Raw genomic sequence first — 22,570 nt, 5'->3', positions numbered from 1 at the left:
GGACTTATGACACACCCTTATTTTGTAGCTATAAACGTTAATCGTTGTTCATTTTTGTTCTTCCTAACAGCACAGCACCGTAGGCGGCATCCTTAATCGGCAAGATCAGCTTGGTTTGCGGATAGCTTTGAGCAAGCTTTCGCTCTAATGCTTCTTTCACAAAGCGAGACTTTTGCAGCACACTTCCTGCAATCGCAATCGGACTATCATACAGCTTAAGTCGCTCAATAACAGGCACTATAAGTTCATACAGACTGGCTGCACATTGCTCCGCTAACGCTAGCGCATGCGCATCACCCTTCTCGCATGCGGATGTCATAATCGGTGCGAGCTGCGCAATATCTTTTTTCGTCGTATTTTTATCATAAACAAAGCCAATTATCTCTTTCACAGTGCCTAGTCCAAGCTGCTCATACACCATCGCTGGAATGATCGTATCCTTTATTCTTCCGTCCTCTGCTTGAACTAAAACGGATAATAGATCGCGCCCAATGCTATAGCCGCTTCCCTCGTCATCAATCAGATGTCCAAAGCCACCTGTGCGATGCTGCGCTCCCTTTTCATTGACTCCGAAGCAAATCGATCCTGTACCGGCAATGAGAATGATGCCTTGCATCGCATTTTGTGCTCCGTATAGTGCTGTTTCTTGATCACCAGTAATCGTTAATGGGCCTGTGTAACCATTATCTCTCACATGCTGCTCCAAAAAATTGACGACTAGTGGATTACTTATTCCCGCCGCACCTATACATATATGGGCAACTTCTTGTAAATTACCGCAGTAGAGCTTCGTTTGATTAAAAATTTCCTCAAAGGAGGCAGCAATAGCATTAGCATCACCACCGTTATAATTAATAGGCCCTACTGTAAAGGTTAATAAAGTATCTTCCTGCTCATGGGTAATGATAACAGCTGTCTTCGTGCCACCCCCATCAATTCCAACGATATATGCCATACTCATATCCCCCTAAAGCTGAATCGTAATATTGGCAGTAGGTGCAATCTCACCATTTAGAATTGGAACGACTGATTTGAAAGCATCTAGAGTATACTCAAATGCCGCAATTCCACAGAATTCACCTTCGATTAATGATAAATCATACGGGCGACCTAATGTAATGGCCGTTACTTTGCAGCCAGCTGCCAACAGCTTCTGAACAAGCGCAAGCTGACCTTTGTTTTCACGCGCATTGAACAAGCCGATTACAATATGCTTGTAGCCTTGTACTTTTTGCAGTATAGCGTTGATTTGCTCATCACTCGGATCAATGTCAATAATCTCATACGCTACATTAAATTTCTCACCCATATATTGCGGGAAGTTAAGATCTTGATTTACACTGCTGGACGCAAGATCGGTGCGATATGAGTAGGAGCCGATAAACAATACTTGGTCATCACCTGGTTGAATTGTTTCAAGCTCACCTTTAATGTGACAAATCGTTTCCGTACGCATTAGCTCATTAGCACGGCGATGCACATCGCAGCCAACCACTTCGTAATCTGGTTCCTCAATAGTCGCATATTGTGCTTTATAAGCTAAAATTTTTGTAACAGCTGCATCAATTACCGCTTCATCCAAATCACCGATTGCTACAGCTTCTTCGATCAAAAGAACTGCTTCCTTCACCGTTTCAGCCGTATGACTAATGAATACCAAATCAATACCTGCTTTAACAGCTCCTAACGCTCCCTTTGCCGTACCATAGTAGCGTTTAATCGCGTCCATTTCCAAACAATCCGATACCACTAACCCTTTATATCCTAATTTCTCTTTTAATATTTCTGTAATAATCGTGTAGGACATTGTTCCCGGCACACCGGACTTTTCGATTTGTGGGAATAAAATATGTGCACTCATAATCGCTTGCGCACCTTGCTCAATTGCAGCCTTAAACGGCAGCAGCTCAAGCTGCTCTAATTCCTCAAGTGTTTTTTCAATTGTAGGCAAGCCAATATGTGAATCGACATTGGTATCACCGTGACCTGGAAAATGCTTAAGCGATGACATGACGCCGCCATCGAGCAATCCCTTCATCATTTGAACCCCATACTGTGAAACAGTTTCAACAGAATCACCATAAGAGCGAACGTTTATGACCGGATTCAATGCATTATTGTTAACATCCATAACCGGTGCAAGGTTGAAGTTAATGCCCAAAGCTTTCAATTCCCTTGCAGTCATTCTACCTGCCGCGTACGCATTTTCAGGTCGTCCTGATGAAGCAATTGCCATTGCTCCAGCAACATTTGTCGCATCTTTAGGCATTCGAATTACTCGACCGCCCTCTTGGTCGATCGTAATAAAACCCGGGATGCCTGTATGTGTTGTGAACCATTGCTGTAGTTCAGTAACAAGCTCACCTAATTGATGTTTATTGTCGATATTATGTGAGAATAAAATAATATTGCCGACTTTATATTGCTCAATGACTTCCCTCAGCCCAGGAGTGATCTCAGTTGATGGGAAGCCTGTCACGAACATTTGCCCGATCTTTTCGCGTAAGCTCATTTGTTCTATTGTTTTCATCAATTGCTCACCACCCTCTAGCGATATAAATGATATTGCCGTTTCATTTCCGCAAATTGCTTGCTTTCCTCTGCAAACTGCTCAAGCAGTTGTTTTGCTTGAATATTTTCCGGACGATACATGCTATCTCCACCAAGCAAATCAATAAATGGGCGTGACCCCTCCTTCACAGGAGGCAGGAACGAAAATGGCTCATACAAATCTCTGATCGTAAACAATAAGGTTACGCCAACCTCTAACGGCTTCAACACTTGAATATCTGTAATATAAAGTTGAACGCCACCGCATAGCTCGCCAGTATGCTTAGATGATGTCGGCTTAAAATAAACAGGACGGAAACGTACGCCAGGAATTCCTTTTGCGTTCATCTCATCTGCCAATTGTTGTGCTTGAATGAATGGAGCACCAATCATTTCAAATGGGAACGTTGTACCACGTCCCTCGGAGCAGTTCGTGCCTTCAAATAAGCATGTCCCCGTATATAATAACGCTGTTTCATATCGCGGCATCCCAAGTGAAGGATGTACCCATGTCAATCCTGTATCCGGGAAGGACATGCTCCGTTCCCAGCCTTCCAAACGAACGACATGAAGTGATGCGTTCCAATTCATTTGATCATTTGCCATCGTTGCTACTTCACCCGCTGTTAGGCCATATCTGGCAGCCAGCTCGTAATTTCCGACAAATGATTTGAAGCCCGGCTTCAAAATATTGCCTTCTACGGTGACCCCGTTAAGCGGATTAACACGATCAAGAACAACAAATTCTACGCCTGCCTTCGCACAATCTTCAAGTGCATACAGCATCGTATAAATAAATGTGTAATAGCGTACACCCACATCTTGGATATCGTACACAACGATATCTACTTCCTCCAGCATTTCCTTTGTCAAACGCTTGGAATCTTTGCGGTACAAACTGTAGACCGGAACATTCGTAAAATGATCCCTATATGTGTCTACTAATGCCCCTGCATCCAAATCTCCGCGAACGCCATGTTCAGGCGAAAACATCGCGGTAAGATTAAAGTTTTCATGTAAAATAGTAATCGTAGATTCAAAATCTTTCGTAAGCCCTGTCGGGGCTGTAATTAATCCGACGCGCTTGCCTTTAAACAAATGACGATACTTCGTAATAGAATCTATTCCATTTAACACCATATGAAATCTGGCCTCCTACCAAAGACTAGACTGTCTAACCTTCATCGTTTCAGCAGGCACCATAAATGCTTCTGCATATGACTTTCTTGCTTCACAGCCGCGAACTACTGCTAACGCTTTATAGTAATCCATGTATTTGAAAGATTTACTATTCGTCACAAACCAATGCTTGCTTAATGCATCGATCCATAAATCAAATGCAGCTTGATCGAAATCTACATATACGTAAGGAACATAATCAACCGCATCTTCCCAGTTTTCAGAATAATATAATCTTGCTGCAAAATGAGCTGGAAGCTCACGTTCAAAGGATGCCAAGCCTGCATAGAAACGAGCATCGTTAACAATATGATGCGTTAGCGCATGATCCTTATGCATACTGTTTTTCCAGTGTGTAATAATAATGTTAGGCTTCACGCGACGAATCACATCGCAGACTTCCATACGAACTTGTAGATTATCAGGCAATTCTCCGTCACAATAATCAAATACTATTGCTTCACCGCCAAGCATTTCCGCAAAAACATGCGCCTCTTTCACTTTTTGCTGACGATATTCCTTCATATCCTGTCCTGCTGGCACACCTCTCTCACCTGCAGTTAATGCTAGTGTCACAATGTGATCTCCCTTTAAACTATGACTCGCGAGTACACCACCAGAAGCTAGTTCCACATCACCAACATGTGCTCCAATTGCTAATACTGTTAATTTTTCGCTCATCTTTAAAGTTCCCTCCGTAATATAGAAAATTGTTTTTCAATATTAAAGCCAGCTTTTTGATAGATTCGAATAGCCGGATTATTACTTCCAGTGAATAAAGAGATATATTGACAGCCCACATTTTGAAAAGCTTCAACCATTCGGAAAAATAGTACACTGCCGAGGCCATAGCCCTCATGCTCAGGATGCACCCCGATACCGCAAAAAAATGCTCGACCATTCGGTTGTGAAATAATTGGACCTGCAAAGCCAACTACCTCGTTGCCGTGCACAGCTACCACAAGAGGAGCGCCATCCTTCACGAAAGAAACAACATCCTTCTCCCACTGCGGATTTTGCAGAGCAGCAAGCGTTGCTTCAAGCCCTGTATGTAACTCAGGTACATAGGGTTCAACGTAATAGTCCTTGTTATTTGCTTTAGCTTCCTTACCTAAAATATCTTCGGGAACAATAAAGCTTCCAAGTTTCAAATACATGCCGCATTGCGTCGCTCGATCTTCGTAGCCTCTAGCAATTAGAGCTTCATATAATGGCTGGTCCTTACTGATGCCTGGAGCATTATTATGCTCATGCTGCGGCGCACTTGGAATATTCCATATCAGCTTTACTGGATTAAAAAACAATACATCCGCTTGTTTTTTTCCAAGCTCTTGAAATCTTTCTTCTAAGAGCAATAGAAAAGCATCGTAAAGCTCTAGAGAAGCCACATCAGCATCAATAATTACACTGGTAATGTAGCCGGACACATCTCCAAGAGGGAGATCATCACCACTGCAGCCAGCTGCAAAACCAACAATCCCTTTTTCATTACTACCTACCCACATACAGTGAGCGTCAAAATAAGGTTGATCAATGAATGTATCTTGAAACTCTTGCTCTGTAAACGGCTTATAGTCATATTTTGTAGCCTCACGATTCCAAAGCTCTACAACTGCAGAGTGATCTTCAATTAAAAAGGGTCTGATTTGCATCATTCAAGCCTCCAGTTAACGTCCAAGATAGGGGTAGGAAACCTTTCCCATTATCACTGGTTGAGAAGCTCCAGTTACTAGTGGAATATTGTTAGGTAAGCGCTTCATCGTGTAATATGCTAGCATAGCAAAAGCAATTGCCTCCTTAGCATCACTATTGCCGCCGATATCTTCCTGTGTTAGCACTTGCACCTTATGCGGTGTAAACAATTGCTGCAAATCACGCAATAACGTTTTGTTATAGCTGCCGCCACCGCCAATTAACAATTGCTGAGCTTGATGTTTAGGCGCAATATACCGTTCATAGCTATCGACGATGCTCCATGCTGTTAAGTACGTAGCTGTTGCAACGACATCTTCAGCTGTCCAGTTATTAGCCCTCGTCAGTTCCATAATTTGCGCAACATATTGCCCACCAAACCGTTCTCTGCCTGTTGATTTGGGTAAAGGCATCTTATAATATTCATCTTGCTGCATCCATTTCAATAGTTCATCAATCACTTGACCGCTCGCGCTAATTTCGCCGCCAACATCCATCGTCATTGGCGCATATAATTGCGATACAAGCCCATCGATAATCATATTTCCAGGACCAGTGTCAAAAGCAAACACCCCTTCCGGTGAGGCATTTGCAGGCAAAACAGTTACATTGCCTATGCCGCCTATATTTTGCATCAGAAGTGTTGTCTCTGGATTGCTAAACAATAAATATTCGGTAAATGGTACTAACGGTGCTCCTTGTCCACCCATTGCCATGTCAGCGACTCGAAAATCTGATACGCAAGGAATTCCTGTGCGATTCGCGATCACTGCACCATCTCCGATTTGAACAGTACAATGCAGGTTATAGTCGCCCATAACATTCTCTTCCGGTGCATGATAGATCGTTTGACCATGTGATCCCACTGCAAATATTTGCGAAGGCGAAAGTCCGCTTTTCCCTATAATGGATAATGTGGCTTGGGCGTATAGTTCGCCAAGCCACATATTCATCGCGCCAACCTTATCAATCGTCGCATTAGCGGGATCAAAAAGCTCAAATATTGAGTTTCTAACTTGCACCTCAAAAGGAGTGTTCTCAAAAGCCAGTAATTCAACCTCTACTCCCTGCTCTCTTTCGGCTGGTGGAGAAAGTTTAACTACTGCTGCATCAATACCATCTACTGATGTACCAGACATCAAGCCAACTAAGTACGCTGCATCAACTTTTGATTGTTTGTCCATTAACCTTTCACCGCTCCAACGGTTACCCCTTCAAGGAAGTATTTTTGTAAACTGAAGAACAAAATAAACATTGGAACTGCTGAAATGGTTGCCCCCGCCATCATTGGTGCAAAGTAAGTTGTATTCGCAAAGCGGAAGTTTTTCAAGCCGACTTGAATGGTTTGCATATCCATAGTATTCGTTACTAGGAATGGCCAGAAGAAGTCATTCCATGCCGCCATGAACGTTAGGATAGCTAGAACTGCCATAACTGTTTTAGATAGAGGCATAATGATATGCCAGAAGATTTTAGGTTGAGAACAACCTTCGATTTTAGCAGCCTCAATAATTTCGACTGGAATCGAAGACATGAACTGTTTAACCAAGAAAATGTTATACACCGTAACTAAGCTTGGCATAATCAAAGCAGTGTACGTATTTTGTAAATCAAAGACATTTACGATCAAAATATATAGCGGAACCTGTGTTACTTGACCAGGAATCATCATAGATCCTAGCAAAATAGCGAACAAAATATTTTTTCCTTTAAATTTCATTTTTGCAAAAGCATATCCCGCAAGTGTAGCAAAAAATACGTTAGATACCGTAATACACGCTGCTACAATAAAGGAGTTCAATAACCAGTCCAATGAATGGGGGCTGAATTTAAAGAAAAATTTATATGATTCAAATGAAATCTTCGATGGAAAGATAGAATAACTCATTGCGCCAGCTTCTACCGGATCACCAAACGAGGAAATGATCATAAAGTATATCGGGAAAATGGTAGCTGCAGCAAATAGGATAAGGAACGTAATGATTAGACCATTACGGACGAACAGATACCCTTTGCTTCTTAAGCCATTGTTGTACAAACCCATAGTATTCTGCCCCTTTCCTTAGTATTCTACATCTTTACCTATAAACTTAAATTGAAGGAATGAAATAAATCCGATAATCGCTGCTAGAACTAATGATTGTGCTGCCGCCTCACCAAACTCAAAATATGTGAACGCATTGTTAAAGATTAACAAACCTACCATTGTTGTAGCATGGTCTGGTCCACCGCCTGTCATAAGATAAGCGTTTTGGAATACTTGGAATGAACCAATGACACCAGTAACAAGTAGGAATAGCGTTGTTGGCTTAAGGAAAGGAACGACGATAAACCAAAGCTTTTGCAAGAATGTCGCGCCGTCAATTTCAGCTGCTTCATAATAGCTGTTATCAATACCGAGTAATGCAGCTAGATAAATAATAATTGCTGTACCGTGACTTGATAGCCATGACATTAATACAAGTGAAAACATTGCAGTTGCACTGGAACCAAGCCAGTTTTGATTAGATACACCGAAGAAACCCACCAACTGATTGAAAATACCTGTTTTCAAGGGATCGAAGATCCATAACCATACAACAGCAAGCGCTACACCAGATGCTACAGCTGGCAAGTAATATAGTGCTTTAAAGATTGTTTGTGTTCTTTTCTTGAAAGGAATAATCAAAATTGCAATTAAGAAGGATAGAAAAATATTAAATGGAACAGTTAATAGGGTATACACTAATGTATTTTTCAATGCTTTCCAGAAAAGTTCATCTGAAAATGAGTTAGCGAAGTTTTCCAGGCCGACAAAAGTGGACCCTAATGGACCATATTCTTGTAAACTGATAATAAAAGCATTGATGACTGGATATGCGGTAAATAAACAAAACGCAATAAGTGCTACTGCGATAAACGCGTATCCCCAACCTGAGTCACTTTCGAGTTTCAATTTTTTTCTTTTAGTCAACGTTTGATTCATTGGGTTGCACCTCTCTTCTTAAAAACAGTACAAGCTCAACACTAATTTAGAAGGAAAGCTGTACGTTATAGCTACGTACAGCTTTCACATGTCAGTCTAGGACAGACTAGTCAACTACAACACCATCTGCACCGAAGGACTTAGTAGCTGCAGCTTTAACTGCATCATACATTTGTTGTGGAGTAATCTCATTTGCAAGTAATGCTTGTAGCTTAGGAATGATTACTTCTGTTTCAATTTTAATGGCTTCAGCAGCTAGATCAGTAGGAATGTCCGTACGAGCCGGTATAGCTTTTGACTTCATGATGTCACTTGCAGCGACATTATCTGCGTTACGTTCAAATGACTCGGCTGGTTCTAAAGCACGTGCAGATGCTGTAACTGGTGTTGTAAAGATCTCGCTGCTGTAATTTGCAGCAACTTGACCTGAAGACAAGTAAGTCATAGCAAGAGCAATGTTTTGTTTATGTTCTTCAGAAGGATCTTTTTTACCACGAAGTGCGATATAACCATCAACTACAGAAGTTGGAACATAATCAGCACCATTGAATGTAGGAACCGGAAGAACAATGTAATCTGCTTCGATAGAATTTGCTACAGCAGAGCCATCATTAGCTTTAATTTTTTCATTGTTTAGACGAGCAGAGTTTTCAAAAGATGAAAGACCTTTACCAGTGATCATGGTTTGACCAGTTAGGAACATGTTCCAACGTTTACCTGCATCGATAGAGCTTAGCTCTTTCGGCATAGAACCATCATCAATCAATTGACGAAGAGAAGTTAGAAGACCTAGGAAATTTTTGCTAGTGTAAGTGTATTTAAGATCCTTATCGAAGTATTCAGGAAGACCTGCAGATTTCGCCATAATACCTAGGTAATCTTTAGATGTTACACCAGATGTCGCGAATACGAAACCGTAACGAGTTGTTTCACCTTTATCGTTTTTCACTACCCCTTTAGCGATAGCTTCACGGAACTTATCGTAAGTCCATCCGTTTTGTTGGACTGATTTGTAATCAAGACCTGCTTCTTCAAGGAACTGTTTGTTACCACCAATAGAGTGAATTTCCATGTAAGCTGGAAGACCGTATTGAGCATCACCCAATTGGAAAGATTGCAATGGAACTGCATCATAGTCTGCTTTCACTTCATCAGAAAGGTATGGATTAAGATCAAGTAATACATTTAGTGCAGCATATTTAGAAAGTCCAGTCGAACCAATCCAAGCAATATCTGGAGGAGAACCAGCATTTACTTGAGTATCAAGTTTTTGTGTCATATCTTCCCAGCTTGCTGGTTCGATTTTCAATGTTAGATTAGGATACATTTCATTGAATTCTTTTTCCATTTCAGTAAATCTAGCTTGAAAGTTTCCTGTTACTGGAGGTAATAGTGCTGTAATCGTATCTTTTTTGGGCTCAGAACCACCATTACTGCTACCTGAGTTACCGGAATCTGTAGAAGCTGTAGAATTATTTCCGTTTCCTCCGCAAGCGGATAATAGTGATAACATCATGATTACTGACAAAAATAGAGTTAATACACGTAATCTTTTTTTCATCGATAGCAGCCTCCTCAATTTTAGAGCATCAATCCCGTTATTCCACTTTTTCGCCACCTAAGCCAATGATGAGATTGCTTGTTTCAAGCGTCCTCCATTTGCATTAAGTGCTTGTTCTGCTTCTTTTGCATCTAACCCCGTTTTAATCATCATAATTGCCAACTTACAGTTCATAGATGCTTTTTCTAGTGTTTCTGTCGCGGTTGATGTATCTACACCAGTCGTGTTCATAATAATGCGGATCGAACGATCTACGAGCTTAATATTGCTTGCCTTTAGGTCAACCATTAAGTTGTTGTACGTCTTCCCTAACTTGACCATTGTGCATGTTGTTAGCATATTAAGCACCAACTTCTGAGCAGTTCCTGCCTTTAATCGAGTCGAGCCGCTAATGACCTCCGGCCCTACAACAGGTGCAATACAAACATCTACAATGGGTTCGAACTTTGAGCCTTTGTTGTTACAAACACCGATCGTAGCTGCTCCAAGCTCCTTTGCTTTCGCTAAAGCTGCAATAACGTAGTTTGCACTGCCGCTTGCCGAAATCCCAATAAGTACATCTTTGTTTGTTACACCGATACTTTCGATTAATGCGATCCCTTCATCCATATCGTCTTCACAGCCTTCAACCGCAGTACGCAAAGCAATATCACCACCAGCGATATAGCCCTGTACCAAGGAAGGATCTGTACCAAAGGTAGGAGGACATTCGGAAGCATCCAAAACACCTAATCTTCCTGATGTGCCAGCTCCTATGTAAAACATTCTTCCACCATTAGACAACCTATGATGTAGAATATCTACCGCCTTTGCAATCTGCGGAATTTCCTCAGCTATAGCTGCAGGAACCAGTGCATCTTGTTGATTCATTAACTGGATCATTTCTTCCGTAGTACATTCATCAATCATTAATGTGTCTGGATTCACAGCCTCTGTTGTTAATCCCGCAAGGTAGTCATTCATAGCCATCCTCCTTCTTGCCAGTCTTGATCTCACTTGTAATTAACAAGATGTGTAAGATTAACTAACAAATCTTATGCTCTAATACTAATACAATAGTTTTGCTCCGTCAATAGTTTTTGAAATATAATTTCATTAAGAAAATAAATTCTGATGTTTTATTTCATTCCTTACACACTCTGTTATACCATATTTATAAAGCGCTTACAAGTGATTGATAAAATTTTTATCGAACGCTTACAGCTCTATTGCTACAGTATTCCTGAAAAAGGAAAACCCTGTCTTATATGCTGATTACTGATCCAAAAGGAATATGAAATTGCATCATAACTATTCAAATTTTATTAAAAATTTTCATAAAATCAGTGTACTAAGCTTTCAATTATGGAATAAACTAATCATAATATTCGCTCGGTAAAACGTTTTCATTTTTGTAGCTAATCTAACATGAAATAAGAAAATAATACGTTAAGTATAAAAATTAGTGCATGAAATACAAAAAGAAAGCATTGATCTAGGATCAATGCTTTCTTTCATATTCATTTCATCAGAATCTAATTTCTAAGTTTTTTCTTCAATATATTATGTGTTTTTGTTAAGTAGGTTTTTACTTCATCGTATTCTGCACTGGCAACACCAGCAAATAATATATCGATGATCGTAAGCATCGCAATACGTGAACCCATAGCGCCACTGCGAATGGTTATTTCAGGTGTAGATATACTAAGAACAATATCCGCCCGCTCTGCAAGCTCACTTTTATTGTATTTCGTAATCGCAATACATTTCGCTTTGTTCTTTTGAGCAATTTCCAGTGCATCAATAATATCACTAGTTGCTCCAGAGTTAGAAATGAAAATGGCAACATCATCTTTCTCAAGTAAAGTTGCTGCTGTAAGCTGACTATGACCATCTGTATAAGCATGACACATCTTATTAATTCGTGAGAACTTCTGTTCCCCGTCCATACAAATGATTCCTGAGGCACCTATTCCAAAGAAAACAATGCGCTTACTATGACGTAGTAACTCTACAGCTCTTGCAATTTCTTTTCGGTCAATAACACTAAGGGTATCCTCAATAGACTTGCAATTATTCAATGAAATATTTGAAATAATTGTCGATAGATCATCACCTGGCTGAATATCTGTATACTGAGCCTTTGAATCCTCATCACGGGAACCCAAAGAGGCCGATATACTCACAATAAAATTGCGATATCCGCTGTACCCCATCGTCTTACAGAAACGTAGGACAGATGCATCACTTGTTTTACTCGATTGAGCCAATTCCTTAATCGACAAATGGGGGATTTCTTCAGTATTTTCTAAGATGTAGTCTCCAACCAATCGTTCAACTGGAGTAAAACTTTCTCTCATTTCACGAATCTTAATTAAAACGTTATCATTTAAACTCATAATCTACCTACTCTAGATTTAATTAATACCTTAAATCATATCATAAACAATATAGACAACCTATTTCAATAGCAAAACATATTTTGACATAATAAAAACATCCAAAATTTGCTATTCTGAAACAATCATCCGATCATGTAAAAAGTCAACGATATGCATCGCCTTCATCGGCTGATCTGGCTGATGCTTTTCAATACCAACCTTCATTTGGAGTAGACAGCCCGGGTTACTCGTCAACATATAGCTTGCTTGCGTATTATTCGCATGCTCCATTTTGTGCTCAAGAATGGAACCTGCCATCTCAGGCTGTACAATATTGTATATACCCGCAGAGCCACAGCAGCGATCGGATTCGACCATTTCAATATAATCAGTGTTAGCTACTTGCTTCATTAATGTTCGTGGGGCGCTAGAGCCTTTCATTACATTGCGCAGATGACAGGAATCCTGATACGTCACCTTAATTTTCTCAGCTTGTGGAGAGCTTTCTTTTTGAGCAAATTTCGGTACACGTCCCTTTTCTACAATCAATGCGCTGACATCGATCACTCTTGAAGCAAACCATTTTGCGGACTCACGGTACTTTTCATCATCCTGCATAAGATGGTCATATTCAACGAGAAGAGCACCACAACCGCCTGCATTTGATACAACATAATCAACACCCAGCTGTTTGAATGTATCAATATTCACAGCTGCCAATTGTCTTGCATCGTTCATTTCTCCACTATGTGCATATAACGCACCACAGCATACCTGACCGTCGGGAATGTATACATCAAAACCCGCAGCAGACAGCAGCTCAACGGTATTCACATTCGTATCTGTGAACATAACATCCATAATACAACCGCGGAACATCCCTACTTTGGCGATGGCCTCACCCTTTCCAGGATAAAAAGTACCGAGACGATCGACTACCCCCTTAGAGCTGGCGGATGGCATAATAGATTCAATCTCCGCTAAATGTTTTGGAAACAGCTTCATTGCACCGGTTGAATGCGCTACTTTTTGCAAGCCGGATTTTTGATAAAACGCAAGTGTTCCCCCAAGCAATTTCAGTTTACTACGCTTCGGAAATACTTTTTTGAATACGGTCTTACGAACAACTTTAATAGGCAATGAATGAGTTGCGTGCTCCTCAATCGCTTCCCTCGTCTGTTCAATTAATTGGCCATACTTCACATCTGCCGGACAAGCTGGTTCACATGCACGACAGCCTAAGCACAGGTTCATTTGATCTTGGAATTGCTGATCTGGAACCATTAGTCCATCTACTGCTGCCTTCATCATCGCAATGCGTCCACGTGGAGAGGCTGGTTCCATGCCTGTCTCACGGAATGTCGGACAAGCAGGCAAACAGAAGCCGCAACGCATACAATTGGTTAACTGATCATAGTCAAGCTTCTCTAATAAAGTTTGAGCTAAAGGATTAGAATGCTCGATTGCTGGTTTTCCTGTTGTATTAGCCATGCTGCACCACCACTCTCTTCTTTGTTTCCTTAGCAAAAATCTTACTTGGATTCAAAATGTTCAACGGATCGAAAGCGGTCTTGATTCCTTTCATTACTTCAACTCCCGCTTCTCCAACCTTCCATTCCAAATAAGGCGCTTTCACAACACCGACTCCATGCTCGCCAGTTATCGTGCCCCCAAGCTCGATGGCAGCTTCAAAAATTTCTGCAAATGCCTCCTCAACGCGATGCACTTCTTCCCGGTCTCGTGCGTCAGTAGTTGCAGTTGGATGCAGGTTACCATCACCCGCATGCCCAAAGGTTGCTATGTTCACATTGTACTTTTGGGCGATTGCATTGGTACGCAATACCATATCCGCAATTTTTGAACGCGGTACAGTAGCGTCCTCAAGTATCGTTGTTGGGCGAAGGCGTGCGAGTGCTGTAAATGCACTACGTCTAGCGGTCAGCAGCTTTTCTGCTTCTTCACGATCCGCTGCTACTTCAATACGATCCGCCTGCTCTTCCCTACAAATAAGATGAATTTTTTCAATATCACGTTCAACCATTTCCGGCTCGCCATCCTGCTCAATAATGAGGATCGCGGCCATATCTAGCGGTAAACCAATTTTCGCAAAGTCATCAACAACTCGAATGGTTGGATTATCCAATATCTCTAACGTTGCTGGAATGATTTGATTTTTAATAATTTTAGATACCGTTCGTGCTGCACCATAAATATCCTTATACATCGCAACCATTGTTTTCTTTGTTTTCGGCTGTGGAATTAGCTTAAGAATCGCCTCTGTAATGACTGCAAGTGTTCCTTCTGAGCCTACTAATAATTTCGTCAAATCATAACCAGCAACATCTTTAGTTAATTTCCCGCCTGTACGAATGACAGATCCATTTGCAAGAACTGCAGTTAAGCCAAGTACATAATCTTTCGTAGTTCCGTACTTTAATCCTCTTAGACCACCTGAGCATTCAGCGATATTGCCACCAATGGTGGAAATTTTCATACTGCTCGGATCTGGTGGATAGAATAGTCCTAACCCTTCAACATGTGCAATAAATTGGCCAGTAATTACACCAGGCTGGACAATAGCCGTTAAATTTTCCATATCCACTTCAATAATTTTATTCATGCGATGCATAACCATCACAATCCCTCCTTGCAATGGTGTTGTACCACCGCAAAGATTCGAGCCAGAACCTCTTGTTACAATCGGAATAAGATTGCTGCTAGCTATTTTCATAATTTCTGAAACTTGCTCTGTTGATTCTGGATAAATAACTCCATCGGGCAAAGCTTGTAGCATCGGAGTTCCATCATAAGAATGTGCGATTAACGCCTCCTGATCTGTCCGAAAAAACTTTTCCCCTACAATCTCTCTTAGTTGTCTAGCAACAGCTTCATTCAACATAATCGATTCCTCCATAGCAAAAAGTAGGCAGGTCATCTGATGACTTTATGATTGATTATAGCGTAATAAAGTAGTACAGTATAGTCGATAGTTATATCATTGGAGGTTAAAGCTCTATGCAGCCGATAAAGGTAGAAACTGAAAAAGGACATGAGATTGTGCAAAGAGTCATTCTTTCACAAATTGAGGAAGGTCTCTTACAACCTGGTCAAAAACTACCATCCGTAGTTGACTTGAGTACCTCCTTCGGAGTAGGTCGCTCCACCATTCGTGAAGCATTGAGCGCATTAAAGGCTACAGGCTGGATAGATGTGAAGCATGGCGGAGGTACCTTTATTAATAAAGTATTACCTACCTCGCAGAGTAACTCTCGTGATCCATTCGAGGAATCGGAAAACGTAAGAGAGATACTAGAAGTTCGTATTTGGCTTGAAAGTGGCAGTGCTGCATTCGCTGCCCAGCGTCGAAATGATCAGGATCTCGAGAGGTTAAAGCAAATTATTGAACAAATGGAGCAAGCGTTGGAAATGAACGATACGCAAATGAGTGAACATGCGGATATCGAATTTCATCTAGCTATAGCAGCTGCATCACATAATGAACTGCTTAATACATTAATGAGTTCACTTTCATGTAAGCTTACCGAGACAATAGGGAAAACTCGTCAGCTGTGGTTTTACGAGGACAAGTCCTCTTCCATACTGCTCTTAAAAGAGCATCAATCCATATATCATGCAATATTAGCTCAAAATAGCGAGCTTGCCAGCCAGTTAATTCAAGCTCATTTATATAAGGTTGCGAATGTATTGAAACATGGAGCCATTCAAGATTAATTTATGATGCGGAATTCCTGCAATTCCTGCAAATGTGCAGGCTTTGTTTATGTAAAGTCTCTAAATGTCCCAAATTCCTGCAAATGTGCAGGCTTTCTCTAAGGATTCTCTTCAAACTAGTCTATTCTGAACCATATTCCTGCACTTTTGCAGGCTTTTGTTCATCCTTTCATGGCTACTTTTTAAAAACTGCATTTTTGCATCCTTTGCCTCATATTATGCCTTTCCACTGCTAAAAAAGAAGCGTCCCTCAAATTATCTTTAGATGACTTATGGGACAGCCTCTTATTTTTTGTCAATAATTGAACTTGGTCAATCAATCCTCAGATGAGTCCGACTGAAACGAGATGATACTATGCATAATTCGTATACTCGCTTGAAAATTCCACTTCATTCCCTGCTGAATAAATACTTCACAGGAGCATCGATGAACTACAAACAAATATTTTCGATGCTTATTCCGATCTTTGTGGATTCTGCCTTTATTGTATTCATTAGCATTTTGAATACAGCAATGGTCAGCTCCTCAGGCGTTGAAGCAGTTAGTGCAGTGAGCATGGTCGATTCGGTAAACATTTTCATTATTAGCGTGTTTATTGCGATTTCAACAGGTGGAACTGTAATTGTCGCTCAATACATAGGCAAGCGAAACCAAGAGCAGGCATCTCGGGCTGCAACTCAGGCGATCTCATCCGTCGCTACCCTTTCTATCGCAATATGCGTGCTCGTTATCATTTTTCATTCTACTATTCTGGACTTTTTATTTGGCAGTGCTGATTCTGATGTTATCTCTAATGCTAAAATATTTCTTATTGGCAGTTGTATCTCCTATCCCTTCATCGCAATCTATCAAGGTGTTGTCGGAGCCTTGCGAGGCGTGTCTGAGACAAAAGCTTCTCTAGTTTTGTCTGTCATATTAAACTTGTCGTACTTTATCTTAAACATATTATTCATTACCATTTTGGATATGGGTGTGCTAGGACTAGCTATTTCCTTAATTAGCGCACGTGTACTAGGAGCTGCTGCATCACTAATCTATCTTTTACGTTACAATCATACATTGCGCTTTGAGCTAGAAAATATATTTAAGTTACATGTTTCAATATTCAAAAAAATTATGTTTATTGGTCTTCCTTTTGCAGCGGAGCAACTGTTCTTCAATGGAGGTAAGTTGCTTACACAAACCTATATCGTTCAGTTCGGCACATTACCAATTACGGTCAATGCAATCGGTAATTCATTATCTATGTTATTCCAAATCGGAGGAACTTCATTAAGTGTAGCGATTGTTACAATAGTTGGACAATGTATAGGGAGGAGAGATATCGCCGATGCAAGAAAGTTTATTAAATCATTTTTAGGATTTTCAAGTGTCTTATTCCTGTTGATTACTGCCATTTTATTGCCCATTTTCCCATGGCTAGTTAACCTATATTCGCCACCTGAATCCATCGTACCAGACATCTTTCATCTCATCCTATTAATCTCTATAGCTCAGCCCATCGTTTGGTCATTTAGCTTTATATTACCGTCAGCTTTACGTGCGGCTGGCGATTCGAAATACACTTCGATTATTGCACTACTCACTATGTGGCTATTCCGGGTCATTCTTGGCTACATATTAGGAGTTACACTTCAGCTTGGTGTTATGGGGGTATGGATCGCAATGGTTACAGAATGGGCAGTACGAGGCATCATCTTTGCATTACGATTTAAAGGAGAAGCGTGGTATAGGAATAAAATTGTATGAAAAAATCTATCCTCATATAGCAAAAGACTTAAGGAAGTTTTTATCTGAAAACAATATTTCCACCAAGAAACTGGTCATCGATCTCGAGGCAGAAACCATTGAAGACTTTAATGATTACATTAATAGACCACATTCAAGAGTCTCGGGAGGGTTGGGGAAAGTGACCCGCAGCCACTCCGGATACTTATTCGATTCGAACAAAGGCTACAAATAATCCTCCTAATTACTGAACTATTCATATCCTCCACTCAATCGAACAAGGGCAATATAATATGAAACCGGAAATGTCCGTCGAAGTGCTCATGCTCTAACGTTCCTCCATGGAGCTCAGCAATACTTTTGGCAATAGATAAGCCTAAACCGCTCCCCGTTTGAATGTTCTGCCGACTTCTGGAATCATCCGTTTTATAGAATCGCTCCAACAGCCGCTCCTCCTGCTCCTTCGTGATCGGTGCTCCCTCATTCTCAACAGTGATTCGCGCCATCCCTTCATAATTGCACAACTCCACACGAATCAATCCAGGTCTTATAGAGAACTTGAGAGCGTTCATCAGAAGATTATCGATAGACCTCCTGATCATCTCGGGATCAACCCAGGCCATGATTCGTCCACTCGGGATCGAGGTTTCCAGCGTGAGTTGATTTTCCTTCGCTATCGGCTCCATTTCAACCAACAGCTGTACCAGCAGCTCCCGTAAATCAATCGTCTCTTTCTGGAGCTTCACTTCATCAATTGTTAACCTGCTGTATTCGAACAAATCATCAATTAATGATTTCAACTGCATCGATTTATTATAGGTATTGCCAACAAAGCGGTTATGCTCCTCCTCGTCCCTGTATGCTTTATCCCTCAACAGGTCCAGATAGCCGATAATGCTCGTAAGAGGCGTCCTCAAATCATGAGAGACACCTGTGATTAATTCCAGCTTCGCTTTTTCCAGCTTACGTTCCCTGTTGATTTGTTCTTCCAGCTTCTCCGCCATGGCATTAATATTAACGGCAATGCCTCCCAGTTCATCATTTCGATTTACCGGAACCCTGTAGTGCAGATTTCCTTGTGCGATGACATCCAGTCCGGCTGCCAAAGTCAGCACATAGCGAATAATATGCCTGGTCAGAAAAAAGAAGCTGCAAAGAAACGGAATAAAAAAACAAAGAAGCCCACTAATAAGATTCAAGTAGTAATTATTAAAAACGTTCGGAATGACTGCAGAAATGGCGATCGCGATAATCGTGCTTATCATGAAAGACCAGATCATACGGATGCGAATATTGTTATTTCCCGCAAGGGTGCTGATAAATTTACTTTTCAATTTTATACCCCACTCCCCATACCGTTTTAATGTACTGAGGCGATCTTGGAGTTATTTCTATCTTTTCCCGGATATTCCGGATGTGAACCATAACTGTATTTTCCGAAAAAAAAGGGGTCTGGTCTTTCCATACACTCTGGTGAATCTTTTCAACACTAAATACTTGCCCGCGGTGATGTGCGAGCAGCTCCAGAATGGAGAACTCAATAGGAGTCAGAGCTACCGGATTGCCGCGTACAGTTACCAAATGTTCATGTTTATTAATAATCAACTCATCGATTCGGATTTCCGACACATTGTCCCGTTGATGGGCACGGAAGTTCTGCCGCCTTAGTTGGGCTTTTACTCTGGCTATAAGCTCCAGGGGATGAAACGGCTTCGTCACATAATCGTCTGCCCCGGTGGACAGTCCGGTAATTTTATCGAGGGATTCTTCTTTGGCTGACAGCATAATAATCGGAATGTCAGACTTCTCCCGAATGTGCAGACATGCTGCAATACCGTCCAAATTAGGCATCATTACATCCAATATAATTAGATGGATCTCATCCTGCTGCAAAATTTGCAAAGCCTGCAAACCATCTACAGCCTCCACCACATGATAACCTTCGTTCCGCAAATAGACATGCAGCACATCCCGGATCTCCCGATCATCATCAACGACCAAAATGTTCATTTTTTTCACCTTGGTTAACTCCCTTTAGCAAAATTGTCTGCTTGAACGGTGACAGCCGGATGAGTACGAACCACAGTATTTCTACCAAGGCAATCGCTCCGGCGATGTCCAGCAAAACATGCTGCTTCACAAAAAGTGTAGAACAAATAATGGAACATGAGCAAATATAGACTGCTGCTATGAAGAGCCTCGACATTTTAGGGCAAATGGATACTCCCTTGATCATTAAATAGCTGGTCAGCACATGAATGCTGGGAAAGCAATTAAACGGTTGATCCGTATTATATACGAAAGCGACAAGCTTGTAGAGGATTCCATACTCAGGAATTGACGGACGGGATACTGTGGTCTGAAATAATGCATAAACGAGGTAGCAGGAAATCAACCCCAGACATTGGGTAAGCAATGTCAGATAGTAGACCCTTTTATTACTAAGAAAAAAAGCAATCAGCATGATGATGATAAAAGGGTACCATAACAGATAAGGAATAATAAAGACCGGTACAAATGGAATCTGTTTATCCAAATCCGTCATCAGGCTGCTCACAATCCCCTCCCCATGATTTAGCAGTCCATAAAAAAGATTCAGCACCGGAATGACCAATATCCATAACAATGGAGTATACGCCCTGAGCTTGGCGTTCATCATGTCACCCGTTTCTTGCGGCATATATAAACAAACGCTGGCGGGATGTTCAGGGGCACGAAACGGATAACCTCAATTTCAAAATGCTCCGTCAATTGCCTCTTCATCTGCTGTGAATATTGAAAAGCAATGAAGAGTCCATCATCCTTAAGTGAAGCTACGATCTGTTGAATAAGCCGATCCCGCACCTCTTGATGGAAATTGAAAAATGGAAGCCCGCTTATAATACAGTCCAGCCGTTCCAGCCCTTCCTGCTCCAGCGCATTCTCAAGCAGGAGACAATCCGCATAACAGGAATAGTCCGGGTAACGAATTGTTAATTTGCCACGCAGGTAGGAATCTTTTTCAAATAGGATAACCCTAGTTCCTGATCTTGCAGCATTCGGGATATACTTGGTAACCGCCCCCGTGCCTGCTCCCAGCTCGGCAATGGCATAGGTGCTCTGCCACTGAATCGGCTCCAGCATTGCCATTGCCAGTTCTCTTGAGCTGGGGGTTATACTGCCTATCTGCTTCGGTGAACGCAAAAATTTATAAAGAAAAACAGACCTCTCTTTGACCCATGTTTTTACATTCATAATCATGAAAGCCGCCTCCCTTATCTAATAGCTCCAATCATAATTGATAAATCTGTAGATAAAGGGCAGGAAATTCTGAAAATAATCTTAAGATTTAAAAAAGAAAAGCAGCCAACCTGCCCGTTATTGATACGGACCCGGTTTGCTGCTTCTGTCATTGAGGCCGACCCAAGTTTGGCCGATTTATTGAGCTCTTCTTGCTTCCAATTCTGCAATAATTTCATGATGCGGTTTATCCCACTTATATAGAAAAACCAGGATGAGAATCGACACTACACTTAAAGTAATTGGCAGCCAAATGAAGCTGATCTCAATCATTTGAAGCGCAGATTGTGTTTGAGTTTGATTAGCAACATAACCTCCTGCTGCAAGCAACCAGGCCGGGATAGCTCCGCCAAGACCAGATCCTAATTTGATTGCAATGCCGGAAGCGGTCGAAGCAAGCAACCCCTGCGCGCGAACCCCTGATTTCCATTCACCGTAGTCAACGGTATCCGCAATTAGAGCAAATAGCAAGCCTACCGGCAATCCAAAGCCGATTGCGCCTATGACTGTACCTGCAAGCACCAATGCTGTACTTTGTCCACTGAAGTGAATAATTAATTGCCCTACAATATTGATGACCATTCCTGAAATAATCAGTGTCTTTTTACTATACTTCTTGGATAAAAACGGTACAAAAATGATTCCTATCAGGGTTAACGAACCAAGAGTATTTACTGTTGCTACAAGATCGGGCTTATCAAGATTGTAGGTAATATAATAGATGCCCGATGACAATTTAATCACATACATGATAAAAAATACTACACCCAGCAAAACTCCTGCAATCCACGGCATATTGCCTTTAATCGATTTGACACTCTCTTTTAGTGGCAGTGATTTGCCTCCGGATCTATCCTGAACACGTTCTCTCGTGTTAAAGAACGTAATCAAGAACATGACCATTCCCACTGCGCCAAAAAGAATCATAGTATGGAAAAATCCCTTTTGCTGATCGCCGTTACCAAAGAATGCAACTAGCGGCAGCAAGGTCAAGTTAACAAGTAATCCACCAAATTGTCCGCCAAACATCCGAAACGTATTCGCAACCGTTCTTTCCTGAATATCACTGGACAAGCTTGGAAGCAGCGTAGTTAATGGATTATTAACTGCTGTATACAATACATTGGAAGCGATATAGAAAATGTAGGCATATACCAGTTTCCCTGAAGCACTTAACTCAGGCCCCATAAACAATAAGATGGTAACGATAGTAAATGGTAAGCATGACCACAAAATCCACGGTCTTGATTTCCCCCATCGTGTATTCGTTTTATCAATCAATATCCCGAAGATGGGACTATCGAGCATATCTACAAGTCTTGCAACTAACAGCAGCGTACCTACAGCAGCAGCACCAATACCATATACATCTGTAAAGTAAAAAGTTAAATAAGTCGTAACCACCGCATAAATCAAGTTTGAGCCAGTATCTCCTAAACCGTAGCTTACCTTTTCCAATAATGACAGCTTTTGATTCGACTCTTCTTTCAGTGCCATAGTGTACCCTCCTGATGAAAACGTAT

At 41.2% G+C, this 22,570-nt stretch carries 20 protein-coding genes; 2 read left to right on the top strand and 18 right to left on the bottom strand.

The features are described from left to right. Window positions 1-37: 37 nt before the first annotated feature. The 13 genes from BLS49_RS14185 to BLS49_RS14125 all read right to left on the bottom strand — a co-directional run bounded on the left by BLS49_RS14185 (window position 38) and on the right by BLS49_RS14125 (window position 15,206). Window positions 38-955 (bottom strand): N-acetylglucosamine kinase, encoded by a 918-nt coding sequence (locus tag BLS49_RS14185; protein ID WP_091231609.1) that lies wholly within the window; start codon window positions 953-955, stop codon window positions 38-40. A gap of 12 nt (window positions 956-967) precedes the next feature. Beyond that, complete coding sequence (locus tag BLS49_RS14180) at window positions 968-2,530, bottom strand: glycoside hydrolase family 3 protein (protein WP_245742436.1); 1,563 nt, start codon at window positions 2,528-2,530, stop codon at window positions 968-970. 17 nt (window positions 2,531-2,547) lie between these two features. Then, the gene (locus BLS49_RS14175; protein ID WP_091231598.1) at window positions 2,548-3,690 is read right to left on the bottom strand and encodes an exo-beta-N-acetylmuramidase NamZ family protein; all 1,143 of its coding nucleotides are present in this window, start codon (window positions 3,688-3,690) and stop codon (window positions 2,548-2,550) included. 15 nt (window positions 3,691-3,705) lie between these two features. Beyond that, a complete protein-coding gene (locus BLS49_RS14170; protein ID WP_091231595.1) occupies window positions 3,706-4,410 on the bottom strand; it encodes a PIG-L deacetylase family protein in 705 nt (234 codons plus the stop codon). A 2-nt stretch (window positions 4,411-4,412) separates the two neighbouring features. Further along, a complete protein-coding gene (locus BLS49_RS14165; RefSeq protein WP_342707201.1) occupies window positions 4,413-5,384 on the bottom strand; it encodes a GNAT family N-acetyltransferase in 972 nt (323 codons plus the stop codon). Window positions 5,385-5,396: 12 nt separating this feature from the next. Then, window positions 5,397-6,605: an anhydro-N-acetylmuramic acid kinase gene (locus BLS49_RS14160; RefSeq protein ID WP_091231590.1), complete on the bottom strand. Its 1,209-nt coding sequence runs from the start codon at window positions 6,603-6,605 to the stop codon at window positions 5,397-5,399. Then, a complete protein-coding gene (locus BLS49_RS14155; RefSeq protein ID WP_091231586.1) occupies window positions 6,605-7,465 on the bottom strand; it encodes a carbohydrate ABC transporter permease in 861 nt (286 codons plus the stop codon). Before BLS49_RS14155 ends, BLS49_RS14160 begins: the two co-directional genes overlap by 1 nt. Window positions 7,466-7,483: 18 nt before the next feature. Then, window positions 7,484-8,386, bottom strand: a complete 903-nt coding sequence (locus BLS49_RS14150) for a carbohydrate ABC transporter permease (protein WP_091231583.1) — start codon at window positions 8,384-8,386, stop codon at window positions 7,484-7,486. Between the two features lie 106 nt (window positions 8,387-8,492). Then, the gene (locus BLS49_RS14145; RefSeq protein ID WP_091231582.1) at window positions 8,493-9,947 is read right to left on the bottom strand and encodes an ABC transporter substrate-binding protein; all 1,455 of its coding nucleotides are present in this window, start codon (window positions 9,945-9,947) and stop codon (window positions 8,493-8,495) included. A gap of 57 nt (window positions 9,948-10,004) precedes the next feature. Then, the gene (gene murQ, locus BLS49_RS14140) at window positions 10,005-10,910 is read right to left on the bottom strand and encodes an N-acetylmuramic acid 6-phosphate etherase (RefSeq protein ID WP_091231579.1); all 906 of its coding nucleotides are present in this window, start codon (window positions 10,908-10,910) and stop codon (window positions 10,005-10,007) included. Window positions 10,911-11,461: 551 nt separating this feature from the next. Further along, complete coding sequence (locus BLS49_RS14135; RefSeq protein WP_091231576.1) at window positions 11,462-12,325, bottom strand: MurR/RpiR family transcriptional regulator; 864 nt, start codon at window positions 12,323-12,325, stop codon at window positions 11,462-11,464. Window positions 12,326-12,436: 111 nt separating this feature from the next. After that, complete coding sequence (locus tag BLS49_RS14130; protein ID WP_091231573.1) at window positions 12,437-13,798, bottom strand: (Fe-S)-binding protein; 1,362 nt, start codon at window positions 13,796-13,798, stop codon at window positions 12,437-12,439. Next, window positions 13,791-15,206: an FAD-binding oxidoreductase gene (locus BLS49_RS14125; RefSeq protein WP_091231571.1), complete on the bottom strand. Its 1,416-nt coding sequence runs from the start codon at window positions 15,204-15,206 to the stop codon at window positions 13,791-13,793. Before BLS49_RS14125 ends, BLS49_RS14130 begins: the two co-directional genes overlap by 8 nt. 116 nt (window positions 15,207-15,322) lie before the next feature. Here BLS49_RS14125 and BLS49_RS14120 point away from each other — a divergent pair, with 116 nt between their 5' ends. Together BLS49_RS14120 and BLS49_RS14115 are read left to right on the top strand one after the other, a co-directional pair. Further along, window positions 15,323-16,039 carry a FadR/GntR family transcriptional regulator gene (locus tag BLS49_RS14120; protein WP_091231568.1) on the top strand — a complete coding sequence of 239 codons (717 nt, stop codon included), beginning with the start codon at window positions 15,323-15,325 and terminating at the stop codon, window positions 16,037-16,039. A 427-nt stretch (window positions 16,040-16,466) separates the two neighbouring features. After that, window positions 16,467-17,789 carry an MATE family efflux transporter gene (locus tag BLS49_RS14115; protein WP_245742420.1) on the top strand — a complete coding sequence of 441 codons (1,323 nt, stop codon included), beginning with the start codon at window positions 16,467-16,469 and terminating at the stop codon, window positions 17,787-17,789. A 248-nt stretch (window positions 17,790-18,037) separates the two neighbouring features. On the opposite strand, the gene BLS49_RS14105 is transcribed toward BLS49_RS14115, so the two are convergent. The 5 genes from BLS49_RS14105 to BLS49_RS14085 all read right to left on the bottom strand — a co-directional run bounded on the left by BLS49_RS14105 (window position 18,038) and on the right by BLS49_RS14085 (window position 22,544). After that, a complete protein-coding gene (locus tag BLS49_RS14105) occupies window positions 18,038-19,102 on the bottom strand; it encodes a sensor histidine kinase (protein ID WP_091231557.1) in 1,065 nt (354 codons plus the stop codon). Further along, window positions 19,092-19,778, bottom strand: coding sequence for a response regulator transcription factor (locus BLS49_RS14100; protein ID WP_091231784.1), 687 nt, complete (start codon window positions 19,776-19,778; stop codon window positions 19,092-19,094). The genes BLS49_RS14105 and BLS49_RS14100 overlap by 11 nt, the downstream gene beginning before the upstream one ends. Further along, window positions 19,759-20,448, bottom strand: a complete 690-nt coding sequence (locus tag BLS49_RS14095) for a phosphatase PAP2 family protein (protein WP_245742418.1) — start codon at window positions 20,446-20,448, stop codon at window positions 19,759-19,761. The genes BLS49_RS14100 and BLS49_RS14095 overlap by 20 nt, the downstream gene beginning before the upstream one ends. Beyond that, entirely contained in the window at window positions 20,424-21,005 is a 582-nt protein-coding gene (locus BLS49_RS14090; protein WP_425432151.1) for a class I SAM-dependent methyltransferase, read from the bottom strand. Before BLS49_RS14090 ends, BLS49_RS14095 begins: the two co-directional genes overlap by 25 nt. 180 nt (window positions 21,006-21,185) lie before the next feature. Continuing rightward, window positions 21,186-22,544, bottom strand: a complete 1,359-nt coding sequence (locus tag BLS49_RS14085; RefSeq protein ID WP_091231556.1) for a glycoside-pentoside-hexuronide (GPH):cation symporter — start codon at window positions 22,542-22,544, stop codon at window positions 21,186-21,188. Window positions 22,545-22,570 lie beyond the last annotated feature (26 nt).

The organism is Fontibacillus panacisegetis, from assembly GCF_900102215.1.
GTDB classification, from domain to species: domain Bacteria; phylum Bacillota; class Bacilli; order Paenibacillales; family Paenibacillaceae; genus Fontibacillus; species Fontibacillus panacisegetis.
This window is presented reverse-complemented; position numbering and strand designations above follow the sequence as displayed.